Source organism: Pseudomonas glycinis, assembly GCF_054871425.1.
On sequence record NZ_JBTYHF010000005.1, the window covers coordinates 207,476 to 223,279 of the forward strand.

Genomic DNA, 15,804 nt, shown 5'->3' on the forward strand with positions numbered 1-15,804 from the left:
AGTAATCGGGGTCATTGACATGGACGTTCGCCAGTTTGCCTTCCTCGCAGATCAGCCGAGTGCGGTCGTTAAAAACCGTGAGTTGTTCCTTGGCATGCCCAAGCGCGGACTGGCCTTCCTGCTGGCCAACGTCATGTTCTGGCAACCGGTCTGGGCGCAGGCCGACGGCATCGTCGTTGCCAACCCGAATACCACGCTGGACCGTGCCGGCAACGGCGTGCCGATCGTCAACATCGCCACGCCCAACGCCAGTGGCCTGTCGCACAACCAGTTCCACGATTACAACGTCGGCGCACAGGGCGTCATCCTCAACAACGGCGCGACTCAAACTTCGAACACGCAACTGGGCGGTCACGTCATCGGTAACCCGAACCTGAAAAACAGCGGTTCGGCGCAGGCGATTCTCAACGAAGTCATCAGCGGCAACCCGAGTCAGTTGCGCGGTTACACCGAAGTGGCCGGGCAGTCTGCGCGAGTGATTGTCGCCAACCCGTATGGCATTACCTGCAATGGCTGCGGTTTCATCAACGCACCACGGGTGACGTTGACTACCGGTAAACCAGTGCTGGAAAACGGTCGGCTGGATCGCTTTCAGGTCGATCAAGGCAGCGTGGCTATCGAAGGCGCGGGCATCAACGCAACCAATATCGACCGCTTCGAAATCATCACCCGCAGCGCCAAAATCAATGCGCAGATCCAGGCACAGAACCTGACCATCGTCGCCGGTCGCAACGACGTCAACGCCGACACCCTTAACGCCACTGCCCGCGCCGATGACGGTAGCGCCAAACCCCAATTGGCCATCGACTCCTCGGCACTCGGCGGCATGTACGCCGGGGCGATCAAGCTGGTCGGCACCGAGGCCGGCGTCGGGGTGAAACTCGACGGCAAACTGATCGCCAGCGGCGGCGATATTCAGCTCGATGCGAACGGGCAACTGAGCCTGGCCGACACCTCGGCCACCGGCGCGGTCAACGTCAAAGCTGCCAGCCTCGACGCGCAAGCTCCGGTCTATGCAGGCACGTCGCTCAACGTGCAAACCCAAGGCAACCTGACCAACCGCCAGACCTTGGCCGCCCGCGACAGCGTGGTGCTCACCGCCGGTGGGCAACTGACCAACGCCGGCGCTATTGAAGCTGGCGTCAACGCAGACGGCAGCCGTAACAACAGCGGTGATCTGAGCCTGAGCGCACAGGCCATCAACAACAGCGGCAAAGACCTCACCGCCAGCCGCAACCTGACGGTCAATGCAACGCAGATTCTGAACAATCAAAGCGGCACGCTCAGCGCGCAAAACATCAACATCAGCGGCGGCATGCTCAACAACCGTAGCGGGCAGATGCTCGGTGATCTGGGCCTGAACATCGACCTGAGCGGGGCGCTGGACAACCGTGATGGCGTTCTTGGTTCGGGGCGTTTGGTCAATCTCAAAGCCGCGAGTCTGGATAACCGCGAGGCCGGTGCGGTGGTCAGCGATGGCAGCCTGACGGCGCGCATCAGTGGCACCCTCGACAACCGCAACAAAGGTGACATCTCGGCCAAAGGCGCCCTTGATCTGCAGGCCGGCACGCTGCTCAACAGCGACGGCAAAGTCATCGGTAAAAACACGCTGGCCGTGCGCGGCGACGCGGTCGACAACCGGGGCGGTGTGATCCAGGCTGACCAGCAACTGAACCTTAACGTCGCGCAACTGGATAACCGCGAAAAGGGTGTGATCAGCGGCAAACAAGGCCTTACCTATGTGGGCACTCGTCTGGACAACAGCGGTGGTCTGCTCAGCGCAGCCGGCGCGGTCAACCTTACCGCCGCAGAGATCCAAAACGCTGCCGGGCGCATTGCCAGCCAAAGCGACTTGCTGGCAACCATCGGCCTGCTGCAGCAACAGGGCGGCGAACTGGTCGCGCAAGGCAATCTGAGCCTGAGCGGCAAGTCCCTCGATAACCGTAACGGCGGACTGGTTGGCACCACCAAAGCGCTGAAACTGAAGGTCGACGATGTGGATAACCGTGCTGGCGAAATCTCCAGCGCGGTCGATGTCGCGGTTGAAGGGCAAAGCCTGAACAACAGTGACAGCGGTAAGATTCTCGCCGGGACCACTTTGGGCCTGACCGTGACCCGCGTCATCAACCAGGCAAAGGGACAGTTGTTCAGCCAGGGCGCCACAACGCTGCTCGGGCTGACACTGGACAACAGCGGTGGCAGCCTCGTCAGCCAGCAGAGTCTGGATATTCGTCTCGACAATGCCCTGAGCAACATCGAAGGCCTGATCAGCAGTGAAGGCAAACTGACGGTCAATTCGGCCAGTCTCGACAACACACGCGGTCATGTGTCGAGTGCCGGTGCACTGACGCTGACCACCACGGGCAGCCTGAACAATCAGGCCGGCTCGATCGCAACCGACAAAGGTCTGGTCCTCAACTCGCAAAGTATTGATAGCAGCCAGAAGGGCTTGATCAGCGGCAAAAACGCCACCGCTGTCACCACCGGTGTTTTCGACAATACTTCGGGCGGCAGCTTGATCAGCGGCGACACTCTGGACCTTAATGCCACGCAAGTGAGCAACGGCGTCGGCAGCCGAATCGCCAGCGAGAAGGCACTGACCGCCACGGTCACCGGGTTCGATCAGCAGGGTGGCCAGTTGTTCAGCAAAACCGCGCTGAGCCTCGACCTCAGTCACGGCCAGTTGAACAACCAGAACGGTCTGATCAACGCCCCCGTGCTCGTGCTGAAAAACCTCAAGGACATCAACAATCAGGGCGGTGAAATCTCCAGCGCCCAAGCCTTCACACTGGCTGCGCAGAACCTTGATAACAGCAACAACGGCAAGCTGATCAGCAATCAGGGCCTGACCCTGCGCATCGAGCAACTGCTGGCCAGCGTCAAGGGCCTGATCTCCGCGCAAACCGTCGATATCAGCGGTGCCCGCCTGGATAATGGCTCTGGCATGATCTCCAGCCGTGGCACCCTCGGGGTGACGGTGGACGGTCAACTGCTCAACCAGAGCGGCACTTTGATCGCTGACGGCGAGCTGAATCTGAGCGCTGACAGCGTGGACAATAGCGAGGGCCACATCGCCGGTAAAACCGATGTCATCGCCAACGTCGCCACCCTCAACAACCAGCACGGTGAACTGGTCGCCACCGCCGGCCTGACGCTGACCGGCGCCAGCCTTGACAACCGCAACGGCGGCCTCGTCGGTGCGAACGATGCGTTGCAACTGAAAGTCGACGCCGTCGATAACCGTGGCGGCGAATTGTCCAGCCAGGCCGACGTGACGCTGGTGGGCAGCCGTCTGGACAACAGTGACGGCGGCAAACTGGTTGCACAGGGCACATTGAGCCTGACCGTCGATGAAGTGCTCAACCGGGCCAAAGGCCTGTTGTCGGGCAAGACCGACCTGACGTTGACCGGGCACAGCCTCGACAGCAGCGCGGGTACGCTGTTGAGCCAGCGCAATCTGCAGCTCGACCTCACCGGTGATCTGAACAACAGCCAGGGCCTGATCAGCGCCGAAGGCACGCTTGTCGTCAACGCCGCTAGCCTGATCAACAACCTTGGCAGCCTGTCCGTGGGCGGGCCGCTGACGTTGACCACCACCGGCGTGGTACTCAACCGGGAAGGCAAGATCGTCACCGACGCCAGCCTGACCCTCAACAGTGCCAGCCTCGACAACAGCACAAGCGGCGTCATCAGCGGCAAAGGCCCGGTGCGGGTGCAGACCGGTGCGCTGGATAACAGCCACAACGGCAAGTTGAACAGCGGCAACACGCTGGACCTGAAAACCGCCCAACTGACCAACCAGGACGGCGGCCGGATTGCCAGCAGCGCTGCCCTGACTGCCAACGTCAGCGGTCTGGATCAGCAGGGCGGCCAGTTGTTCAGCAATACCTCACTGGAGCTGGACCTCAATCACGGTCAACTGAATAACCAGAACGGCCTGATCGGCGCACCGTTGCTGATGCTGAAAAATCTTCAGGACGTCGATAACGACGGCGGCGAAATCTCGAGTACTCAAGCGTTCACCGTGGAGGCGCGAAGCGTCGATAACAGCAACGGCAAGTTGCTCAGCAATCAGGCGGTGACGTTGCGCATCGACCAGGCGCTAAGCAATCTCAAGGGCTTGATCGCCGCCGCCGCGCTGGACATCAAAGCCGCCAGTCTGAACAACAGCGGCGGTACTTTGACCAGCCGCGCAAACCTTGATCTGAATCTCGACGGCTTGCTCACTAACCAGAGCTTGGGATTGATCAGCGCCACCACTGGCCTGACCATCAACAGCAATGGCCTGAACAACCAGAACGGCTCGCTGTTGGGCAGCGCAATCGCCATCGATTTTGGTGCGGCGACTGCTGACCTGAACAACGACGGCGGCCTGATCACCACCGAAGGCCAGCTGAGCCTTCAGCATCTGCGCGACCTGAGCAACCGCAACGGCAAGATCTCCAGCAGCCGAAGCATCGACCTGAATACTCGCAGCTTCGATAACAGCGGCGGCAAGCTGATCAGCAATAATCTGCTCAGCGTCAACGCCGGCGCCGTGATCAACCAGAACGGCCTGATTTCCGGTTTGCAAGGCCTGACCGTCAACGCGGCCAGCCTCGACAACCGTAACGTGGGCACACTCTCAAGCGCTGACGGCAACCTCAGCGTGACCTTGAGCGGGGACTTGCTCAACAGCGGCAAGGGGGCCCTGGTCACCCAGAAAACCCTTAGTGTCAATGCCGCGAATCTGGACAACAGCAACGGCGGCTTACTCTCCAGCGGTGGTGCGCAAACCCTCACCGTCGGTGGTCTGCTGAATAACGCTGCGGGTGGTTTGATCGCCACCGATGCGACCCTGGCGCTGCAAGCCATCACCCTCGGCAACGCTGGCGGCATCGTCAACGCCAAACAAGACCTGAGCTTCACCGGAACCACGCTGGATAACACCGGCGGCAGTCTTGTCGGTAGCGCCGCGGTGACCCTTGATCTGCTCGGTGCCCTGACCAACACCAACGGCAAACTGGCCAGTGGCGGCGCGCTGTTGCTGCAGCGCTCGACCCAGGTCAACAACCAGGGCGGACAATTGGCCAGTCAGGGTCTGATGACTCTGCTCAGCGGCGGCCTCGACAACCGTAATCGCGGCACTGTCGCCGCCAATGGCCTGCTGACGATCACCACACCGGGCGCCGTCCAGAACAGCGCCGATGGCTTGATTTACAGCCAGACTGATGATGTGCAACTGCACGCCGCCAGCCTCGCCAACGGCAAAGGCACCGTGCAAAGCCAGGGCGCGCTGAGCGTTGTCACCGCTGGCGACATCGATAACCAGAGCGGTCGGATCATCGCCACCAACGGCGACCTGACCATTGATGCCGGCCATCTCGATAGCCGTGGCGGTGTTCTCGCCAGCCTGCAAGCTGCGTTCACTGCACGCCTGAGCGGTGTGCTGAAAAATGGCTACGACCTGAACAACAACCGTCAGGGCGGCGTTATCCAGGCCAAGCGCCTGAACCTCAATGCCTTGATGTCAATCGACAACTACGGCGGACGGATCTCCGCGCAAAACGGCGACGCCATCGTCGTCACCGGCAACTTCGATAACCGCAATGGCGGGCTCTACGCCAAAGGCAAAATCAACGTCACCGGCAACAATTTCGACAACAGCGGCGACAACGACGGGCAGATTGCCGGCCAGCAGATCGACCTTAATCTGACTGGTGCGCTGAACAACCGTCTGGGCATCATCGAGAGCGACAGCACTTTGGCGATCAAGGCCGCGAGCCTCGACAACCAGACGGGCCAGTTGCGTGCGTTGGGCACCAGCGGCAAAACCGCCTTTCAGATCGGCGGCCTGTTTGACAACCGCAACGGTACGCTGGAAACCGCCAACACCGACCTCACGCTCGGCGCCGCTGGTTTCCTCAATGCCGGGGGCAGCCTGTTGCATGTCGGTACTGGTACCTTCGACATCTCCACCAACAACGTGATCAACGCTGGCGGCACGCTGGTGACCCGTGGCGGTTTGACCATCAGCACTGACACCTGGACCAACAGCAGCTCGATTCAGGCCGGACGCCTGACCGTCAACGTCAACAACCTGACCCAGACCGCCAGCGGGCAGTTGCTGGCCTCCAACAGCTTCATCGGCAACGGCGTCAACTGGAACAACGAAGGGTTGCTGGCCAGTGATGGCAGCCTGAATGTCGGCTTGAGCTCGGCTTATTGGGGCACCGGTCGTCTCACTAGCCAGGGCGACTTCGGTCTGAATGCTGCGCAAGTCAGCTTGACTACCGCCACTTCCAGCATCGCCGGTGGCGGCCAGACCACGATCAATGTCGGTGGCCAACTGGATAACGCCGGTCGACTGACCTCCGGCGCGGGCCTGACCATCAATGCCAGCGGCGTGCGCAATTACGGCACCACCGCTGCCGCCGGTGACCTGACCCTCACCACCGGTAACCTGGTCAACGCCAGCGGGCTGATCTTCAGCGGCAAGAACATGTCGCTGCGGGTCGCCGATTTGAACAACAGCTACGGCAACGTTTACAGCCTCGGCAACCTGACGATTGATCGCGACGGCAGGGGCGGGTGGGCCAACTCCATCGTCAACCGTTCTGCGTCGATGCAAAGCGACGGCAGCATGACCATCGCGGCGAGTTCGATCCAGAACATCCGTGACGTGCTCACGGTCGACAACGCCGGCATTTACACCGCGCGCATCGGTGAAATCACCTGCATTGAAGGAGTCAACGCCGGTGACTGCAGCGGCAAGCAGAACCACGTATGGGAGATCGTGCAACGCGAAAAACTCGAGGTCACCGCAACGAGTGCCGCGTCCAGCATCACCGCTGGGAGCGACCTCACTTTCAATGGCGGCGATCTGTTCAACCAGAGCAGCACTATCGCCACCGCAGGTAACCTCACTGCAAACGTTGCTAACCTGACTAACAGTGGCGTGGAAACCGGTGAAACCGAAGACACCCGCGTCTTCATTTCCGAGCGCACCAGCAACGCGGGCGGGTTGTACAGAGCCGCCAGCGCCTTCACCAATCAGTTTTGGTATGAAAGCAACGGCTACGATGCCAGTAACCTGGGAGGGCTTCAGGGTGGCATCGCCCATTTCATCGGCATGACTGAGTCGGAACTGACGGGACTGGGCAGCACTCGTAAAATCGCCGGCAGCGACCAGAGCTACGCGGCGGTGATCCAGGCCGCAGGCGCGGTCAACATCACCGCGCAAAACAACATTGATAACAGCGTGGTGCGCCCGGGTTACACCTATATCGGCAGCGGCCCGCGCACCGGCACCGGGGCGGGTGGCAGCCAGTTTTCCACGCGGGTAACGGTTAATCAGCAATTGCCTCCAAACCTGGCGCAGCAGCAGGTCAACCCGGTGGTGTTGCCTGGCTTTGCGCTGCCAACCGGGCAGAACGGTTTGTTCCGTCTCAGCGGCCAGGAAAACACCGCGCCGGCCGCGACCGGCCCGCAGAGCTGGACCATGGGCGGTGCAGTCGTCAATCCGAGCCAGCGTGATCAAGTGTTGCCGAACGTGCAGACGCGCAACATTCTGCTAACCAATAATGCTTCGGCCTCGGCCAGTAGCGTCAATCTGAGCCCCGTCGATCGTCAGGCCCAACAACAGGGTGCCGGTGCCAGCGTAATCGACGTCAGCGCCCCGGCTACGGACACTGTCGGCGCGACACTGCCGGGTCGTTCCACAGCGTTTACGACCAATCGCGTGCAGGGCGTGCCGCTCAGCAGTGGCCAGTCCAAACCGCAAAAATACCTGGTTGAGACCAACCCGGTGCTGACCGACCTCAAGCAGTTCATGAGCTCGGACTACCTGCTGGCCAACCTCGGTTACGACCCCGATCAAAGCGCCAAGCGTCTCGGCGACGGCTTTTACGAACAGACCTTGATCCAGCAAGCCGTGGTCGCTCGTACCGGCCAGCGGTTCATCGATGGTCAGACGTCCAACGACGGCCTGTTCAAGTACCTGATGGACAACGCGCTCGCCAGCAAAAACGAGCTCAATCTGGCGGTGGGCGTCAGCCTGACCTCTGAACAAGTCGCGGCGCTGACCCACGACATCGTCTGGATGGAAACCGCCGAAGTGAACGGCGAACAAGTGCTGGTGCCAGTGCTGTATCTGGCCAACGCAAACAATCGCCTGGCCCCTAACGGCGCCCTGATCCAGGGCAGTGATGTGACCCTGATCGCCGGGAAGGATCTGAACAACGTCGGCACCTTGAAGGCCAACAACAACCTATCGGTCACCGCCACAAACGATCTGGTCAACAGCGGCCTGATCGAGGCCGGCAATCGCCTCGATCTGCTGGCCGGCAATAACCTGGTCAATAAATCCGGCGGCGTCATTGCCGGTAAAGAAGTGTCGTTGACGGCCACTCGTGGCGACATCATCAACGAACGCACCGTCACCACCCACGAAAGCGATAGCGGCTACCGCAGTGAGCGTAGCGACTTTGTCGACAGTGCTGCGCGTATCGAGGCCGCCAACAATCTGACCATCAAGGCTGGACAGGACTTCAACAACACCGGTGGCGTGCTGAAAAGCGGCCTGGACACCACGATCAGTGCCGGGCGCGACGTCAACCTCGTGTCGGCGGAGCAAGTCTCCGGCGGCCAACGTGGTTTGCACACGGAACAGACGATTACTCAATATGGTTCGCCCATTAATGCCGGTCAGGATCTGAAGGTGAACGCCGGCCGGGATATCTCTGCCGTTGCGAGCCAGATCGAGGCCAAGCGCGATGTCAGCATGAGCGCCGTGGGTGACCTGACCCTGGCCTCGGCGGCGGATGAAGAGCATTCCTACACCAAGACCAAAAAGGTGAAGAGTCAGGAGGATCATGTCAGCCAGGTATCCACGATGCTGGCAGCGGGTGGTGTTGTTTCACTTAATGCTGGCAAAGATTTAAGCCTTATTGCCAGTCGAGTAAACGCGGGGGGTGAGGCCTACTTGACTGCTGGCGCCAATTTGGCGCTCCAGTCGGCGGAGGATAGCGATTACAGCTTTTACAGCAAGACCAAGAAAAGCTCTTCCGGTAAGAAAAGTCGCCTCGACGAAGTAGCGAGCACCACCAATATCGCCAGTTCGGTGACTTCAGGTGGCGACATTACGCTGCTCGCTAACAATGACATGCTCATTAAAGGTAGCGAAGTTGCGTCTGATAAAGGTGGCGTAAAACTGGTTGCAAGCAACGACATACAAATCGTTGCAGTCAGTGATTCACAAAGTGTCCGTCACGAAAGCAGTTCCAGCAAGAGTAGCTGGGGTGGCTTGAAGTCAAGCAAGGTCAAGGATCAGGTTTCCGAACAGCAAACTACTGCAGTGGGCAGCATGATCTCCGGTAATACCGTAGATGTGGTTGCCAACCGCGACGTGACGATCACTGGTTCAGCTCTGGTGAGTACAGGAGATCTTGCAGTTCAGGCTGGTCGTGACCTGACTATCAACGCTGCAGAAAATACGTTCACCCGTAACGAATTGCATAAGGAAAAGAATCGTGACCTGACCGGTGTACTCACCGCAAATAATTTGGGCGTTGATGACATCACCGGTAATCAGCATCTGTCCATCAGCAGCCAGAACCACACTGGGCAGTCATCCCAGACTACCTTGACTGGCAGCACTATTGGTTCCAGTACCGGTAACGTCAAACTTTCCAGTGGCCGTGAACTGAGCGTAATTGCAAGTGACTTGGTCAGCACCAAGAACATGAGTCTGGTTGGTTCTAAGGTGATCATTACGGCCGGGATGGAAAGTGCAAGTCAAAGCAGCACGGACAAATCCAACAGCCTTGGGGTCGGGCGGGTCATCGGTGGCATGATCGTTGATACCGTCAATACCATTCGGAATTCGGTCGAAGCTGCTAAAAACGCAGATGATCCAAGACTCAAAGCGGTGAAGCTGGCTCAGGCGGCTATGGCGCTCAATGATCTGGGAGGCATGGGCGCGGATGCCGAAGGTGCAGGCTCCGATTATGGGAAAAAACAGGGTACCGCCAGTAATGGTTCTCTGATCAAAATTGGCACTGAGCTGGCTAATACGCATAGTAAAAGCACCAGCGAATATAACAGTCAGACTGCTAAGCAAAGCACGATCAATGCGGGCCAAGGCCTTTTAATCCTTGCCGATGGCAGTACTCCAGGAACATCGGGTGATATTCATATCATCGGGAGCACGTTGAAGGCTGCTGATACTGTACTGCTGGCCAAGAACAACATCACGTTGGAAAGTGCGCAGAATACTGCAGACTGGTCCAATAACAATAGCAACAATAAAACCGCTATTGGTGCGAGTTTTAACTTGGGTGAACAGAACGGATTCACCCTCGATCTAGGCGCATCCATCGCCCAGAGCAAGGGGACCGGGAGTTCGGTTACTCAAGTCAATACGACTCTGGATACCGGTTCTTTAACTCTGCATAGTGGGAATGATACAACCCTGGCAGGCGCGCAGGTTCGAGCCGACGGTATCCGAGCGCTGGTTGAAGGCAATCTCAACATTACTTCACGGCAGGACACCGAAACTCAGCAGAGTAAGCAGGGTAGTGCCGGTATTGGCGGAAGTATCTGTATCCCTCCATTCTGTTATGGCGCACCTGTGACCGTTTCCGGAAACCTTGCTGCTGGCAATATGAACAGCGACTACAAGGCGGTAACAGATCAGAGCGGTCTTTTCGCCGGCAAGGATGGTTACGATATTTCTGTTGGTAAAAACACCACCCTGCAAGGTGCGGTCATTGCGAGCGAGGCAACGACGGACAAGAACCTACTTAGCACTGATCGGCTATTTGTAAGTGATATCAAAAATACCAGTGAGATCAGTGCGCAGTCAGCTGGAATTTCAGTGTCCTATGGCGGTAAGAACGGTACAACTGTTGGCGGAAGTGTCCCTCTATCGCTTGATGATTCTGACCATAGCAGCACTCGTAGCGCTGTAAGTGAAGGCACCATCATCGTGCGTAACGCGGCGGGTGCAAACGATCTAGTTGGCTTGAATCGCGACACTGTGAATGCAAATCAGATCCTGGATAAGCCAGATCAAAAAGCGATTCAAGAGCGGATTGATTTAATTCAAAGCACCGTTGCGCTATCGAAAAATATTATCGGCAAAGTAGCAAATGCTCAGCAGCAAGCAGCGATTGACAAAGCTAAGTTAGCGACCACTGAGGAGGAACGTCAAGCCGCTCTTGCTGATTACAACAGTTGGGGTGTGGGTGGTAACAAGCGCTTTATGGCAGATATCGCTGCTGGCGTGATCGCTGCCGGCCTGGGGAGTGTAGGGGGAGCGACAACACTGGGCCTTGTTGCCAATACAACCGCAGCAGATACCTACAAGAAGATCGGTGATTACGCCGATCAGCAATTAGCTGATGCAACGCGCAGCAAGGACAAAAACCTCCAGGCCGCATGGGCTGAAGGGGGGACTGCGCGCATCTTATTGCATAGTTTAGCGGGCGCTTTACAAGGCTTGTCCAGTGGCTCTGCGGTAAATGGTGCTCTTAGTGCAGGTGCATCGGCGGCAATCATGCCGGCATTGGATGAAGTGCTGAAAAGTTACGGTATCGGACTGGAAAGTCGTGATGCGTTCGACACATTGATTGCTGCGGGCTTGGGCGCGGCAATCGGAGGGGGCGGTACAATTGCCCAAATGGGTGGCGCAACCACTGCTGCCAATATTGAAAAATACAATCGTCAATTTCACCCTACCGAAGCAAGGTTAATTGAGAAAGAAGCGCCAAAACTTGCTGCTCAACTTGGTATCTCTGTATCTGAGGCTGAGCAACGGATGGCGCGTGCTTTTGCGTTTTATACGGATGCTCAGTGGCAAAAAACGATTGGTGGTGCCGACGGCCAATTTGACGCAGCTACATTAGAACATCTTGGAACTGCTCTCGCGCCGCTGGCGGGACGTTATGACACCGTCACCTCAGTGCTTGAGAACGGAATCAAGGCTTATACCGCCGATGAAACGCTGAATCTCATAAAGAACTACAACGTAGCTCATTCGGCAGACTTTAAAAACTCAGATATCAACATCGGCTATCTGGGGGATCCAGACAGGTTTGATACCAACAGCCTGGTCGATTTTTACAACCTGAATCTGGATTATCGCGAGAAAAAACCTGGCGCATTTGATTCTGTAACGGGTGGAGTTGTCGGCGGCGCCTTGAGTGTCTGGGACGGCTTACGATCAATGGCGTCAGTGGGTAATGAGCTTTTATCCGGCAATGCTTTAGGCGTCGCAAACAGTTTTCTAGATCCTTTTGTTGATCCAGACGACTCCATGGTTTCCAATTGGTTAACCACCAAAAGCGGTCAAGATTTTGTATTCGGTTTGCAGAACAACAGCTATCAGAAAGCTCTGCAATCAGGACAAAATGTTGTCGACCTTGCTACGCTCATCATCCCAGGCCCCGGTGAGGCTGTAGGTTTTGGAAAAATAACCAAAACCTCTCAGATAGGTGGGAAATTAGTAGATGAGGAGATTTTCTTTCGAGCTATGAGTCAAGAACATTACGACGACTTGATTTCGACTGGGAAGCTACCGGCGACCGGAGAAACCTTCATATCGCCGACGAAAGATTTTTCGCTCAATTATGATGGAGTGCTTGTGAAATTTGATCTCTGGCCAGGTGCAGTTGACGCGCTTTCTGGAATAGGGGTGCGAGACCAATCAAAAGTGGTTCGGAATATTTACCCCGACATGCCGTTGTCTACTTCCGGTTGGACGATGACTAATGCCTATTTTAAAGGTGAGGGGGGGCAGGTAAATATTGGCTTAGGTAAGGGGGCCGCGTTGGATATGTTTAACTATTATATAAAGTCATTCTCGGAGGCTAAACGATGAATCATGAGCAGCAGGATCTGATTATCGATTTGGTGTCAAAAAAAATTTCCAAGGAAAGATTGGTTCAGATATTTTTTGGGGGCGAAATTCCTGATGGATATCTCCGTCGTGAGTTGGAAGCTTCGCTCGAAATTAAAGATTCTGATAATGTTGAATGCCTGCTGATATTCGGTTCTGTTTTTGGATTTACACAGGATTGTGCTGATATTTTATGTCGCCTGTTAATTCAGGATTGGCACACCAGTCATGAAAATATTGCTAGGGAATTGAAGGTGTTTAAATACCCTGGCGCGGTTGATTATTTATTTAAAGCAGCACTGACTCACTACCAGTACATTGCTTCCGATTACGCGCTTGGAGTTAAATGCATTTACGCGCTATATGAAATAGGTACGGACAATGCACGGGAAAAACTACAGTTGTTGATCGAGGTCGACGTTCCTGAAATGTCCGAACTTGCAGCGCGATTGCTAAATTCCATGAAAAAGTAAGGTGTAGGTTAGAAGTCACTCGTTGCTGCATTATAGGGTTTTTCGATTGGGGTAAGCTCTTTGGCTTTTTCAATCTCTCCCTTTAGCAGCAACTCGTGAATGTCATGAGCAAGTGGAGTGACATCGCTTATGTTCTGGATCCATTCGTTGACATAAAGCTCGACGGCTTTTCCGCTCAGGCCTATCTGAATGGCGCGGCTTATCTGCGCTTTGAGATGTATGTCTCGATCTGGGTCCCACTGAATTCGGACGGGTGTATTTTTTTTCAGTTTTAGCCATTCTTCCTCACTCATGGAATCTTCCGGATGGCTGAGACAGCTATGGGCCAGTGCCCACTCAAACCCATCTCGTGAAATATCGATGGCCAAAATTCGAGACTGTCTTGTGTCCTTCAAGCCCCATCCCGACCGATACATCATCCACAGGAAGGATGGCTTTATCCATGTCATCCGCTCCATTTTGAAAGGCGGGGAAACAAAGGTGCCGTGATGTAGCGCGGCATCGGCAATGACATCAGAATAAGCTTGGTAAACACGGATGGTGTTCGCATTGTATAAGCCGCGAATTTGGCGGATTGGTGTGATATTTGAATTCGCTAGCTGATTCAGCATTTTCATACCCTAAGCTAAATGACGCGTAAATGTTCGATGTCCTAGCGTTTGGCTTTTATTACCTAGACATCCCTCGGAGGGCCTTCATACATGAAACTGTCTCGACTGCTGCTGTCTATTATTCTCACATTAACCGGCTGCCATTCCAACGTCAGGGACTCTTCCCCCAGTCTTTTAAAGGATGGCATCCAACTTCAGCAAAAAAAAGTCACCACGGATGAACAACACGCCAAAGTCATCATGAAAGCGACAGGTTACACGTACCCTGTCGAGTTCTCGGTCCGCCGTGCTGCAGATCCCGATCGGCGAATGGAAATGCTGGGTAATGTGGTGGATTCCGGGCGGGGCAAGGTGTTCGGCTGGATCGCCAAAGTTAGCGAAGCGGCCAATAGCGCCACGTTCAAACACTTCCCTCAGTTGGAAACGCAAGCCAATGCCGACGAACCCTTCGAGGTGTCGGGGCGTTCCAACGGCATGGGTACCGGCAACACTTATAGCTGCGGGCCGCTGAGCAGTACCTTTACGCCGGAGCGAAGCAAGGTCTACCTGGTCGAGTTTCAGTTTGTTGGGCGGGGTTGCGAGCAGCGTGTTTACGATGTCACCCAACCGGGCCACCGCACTCCTGTGATCTCTAAAAACTAAAGCCCCGGACAAGTCCGGGGCCTTTTAGTGGGTCAGAGACCGTCCGCCGAGTAATCAGCGAAACGCCGGCACCACATGCTTGATAAACAACTCCAGCGATTTCTTCTTCTCCTCATGCGGCAGGCTGTTGTCACACCAGAAGCTGAACTCATCCACCCCCAGTTCCTGGTAGTACTTGATCCGCGGAATGATCTCTTCCGGCGTGCCGATCATCGCGGTCTTGTGCAGGCTCTCCAGCTCAAACTCCGGACGTCCGGCAAACTTCTCTTCCGGGCTCGGCGCGAGGAAGCCATTGACTGGTGTTTGCTTGTTGCCAAACCACGCATCGAAGGTGCGATAGAAACGTGAGATGGCTTTCGCGCCGACCTTCCAGCCGTCCGAGTTATCAGCGGTGTGCACGTGGGTGTGGCGCAGCACCATCAATTGTGGGCGCGGTACGTCTGGGTTGTTGTCCAGTGCGGTCTGGAATTTGTTCTTCAGGTCAAGGACTTCTTCGTCGCCTTTCATCAATGGCGTGACCATGACGTTGCAGCCGTTGGCCACGGCGAAGTTGTGCGAGTCGGGGTCGCGGGCGGCGATCCACATGGGTGGGTTGGGCTTCTGGATCGGCTTCGGCACGCTGGTGGAGGTGGGGAATTTCCAGATGTCGCCTTCGTGGGCGTAGTCACCTTGCCACAGGGCGCGGACCACCGGGACCATTTCGCGCAGGGCCTGACCGCCGCTGGAGGCGGGCATGCCGCCGGCCATGCGGTCGAATTCAACTTGATAGGCGCCGCGCGCGAGACCGACTTCCATGCGGCCGTTGCTGATCACGTCGAGCAGGGCGCATTCGCCGGCGACGCGCAGCGGGTGCCAGAACGGCGCGATGATGGTGCCGGCGCCGAGGTGGATGGTCGTGGTTTTCGCTGCGAGGTAGGCCAGCAGCGGCATCGGGCTTGGGGAGATGGTGTATTCCATGGCGTGGTGTTCGCCGATCCACACGGTGCTGAAACCGCCGGCCTCGGCCATCAGGGTCAGTTCGGTCAGGTCTTCGAACAGTTGGCGGTGGCTGACGCTTTCGTCCCAGCGTTCCATGTGTACGAACAGGGAAAATTTCATGACGCTACCTCGAGTCTTTTGTAATTGGCCGGTCGTGTGCGGGCCTGTCGAACTGACGTGAACGCGTTGCGCTCGCGAGTCTTCTCACCATTCAAGCACGCCT

The 15,804-nt window shown here is 56.6% G+C and carries 5 protein-coding genes; 3 read left to right on the forward strand and 2 right to left on the reverse strand.

The annotated features are described in order from the left end of the window. Positions 1-19: 19 nt before the first annotated feature. Together ACYSTU_RS14070 and ACYSTU_RS14075 are read left to right on the forward strand one after the other, a co-directional pair. Positions 20-12,859, forward strand: coding sequence for a two-partner secretion domain-containing protein (locus ACYSTU_RS14070; protein ID WP_498999409.1), 12,840 nt, complete (start codon positions 20-22; stop codon positions 12,857-12,859). Next, positions 12,856-13,350 (forward strand): hypothetical protein, encoded by a 495-nt coding sequence (locus ACYSTU_RS14075; RefSeq protein ID WP_133336492.1) that lies wholly within the window; start codon positions 12,856-12,858, stop codon positions 13,348-13,350. Before ACYSTU_RS14070 ends, ACYSTU_RS14075 begins: the two co-directional genes overlap by 4 nt. A gap of 8 nt (positions 13,351-13,358) precedes the next feature. On the opposite strand, the gene ACYSTU_RS14080 is transcribed toward ACYSTU_RS14075, so the two are convergent. Continuing rightward, positions 13,359-13,967 carry a DUF4291 domain-containing protein gene (locus ACYSTU_RS14080; protein ID WP_498999412.1) on the reverse strand — a complete coding sequence of 203 codons (609 nt, stop codon included), beginning with the start codon at positions 13,965-13,967 and terminating at the stop codon, positions 13,359-13,361. An 84-nt stretch (positions 13,968-14,051) separates the two neighbouring features. On the opposite strand from ACYSTU_RS14080, the gene ACYSTU_RS14085 reads away from it, so the two are divergent. After that, positions 14,052-14,603 carry a hypothetical protein gene (locus tag ACYSTU_RS14085; protein ID WP_498999414.1) on the forward strand — a complete coding sequence of 184 codons (552 nt, stop codon included), beginning with the start codon at positions 14,052-14,054 and terminating at the stop codon, positions 14,601-14,603. 54 nt (positions 14,604-14,657) lie between these two features. Here ACYSTU_RS14085 and ACYSTU_RS14090 read toward each other — a convergent pair whose 3' ends face one another. Further along, positions 14,658-15,701: an LLM class flavin-dependent oxidoreductase gene (locus tag ACYSTU_RS14090; protein WP_498999417.1), complete on the reverse strand. Its 1,044-nt coding sequence runs from the start codon at positions 15,699-15,701 to the stop codon at positions 14,658-14,660. Positions 15,702-15,804 lie beyond the last annotated feature (103 nt).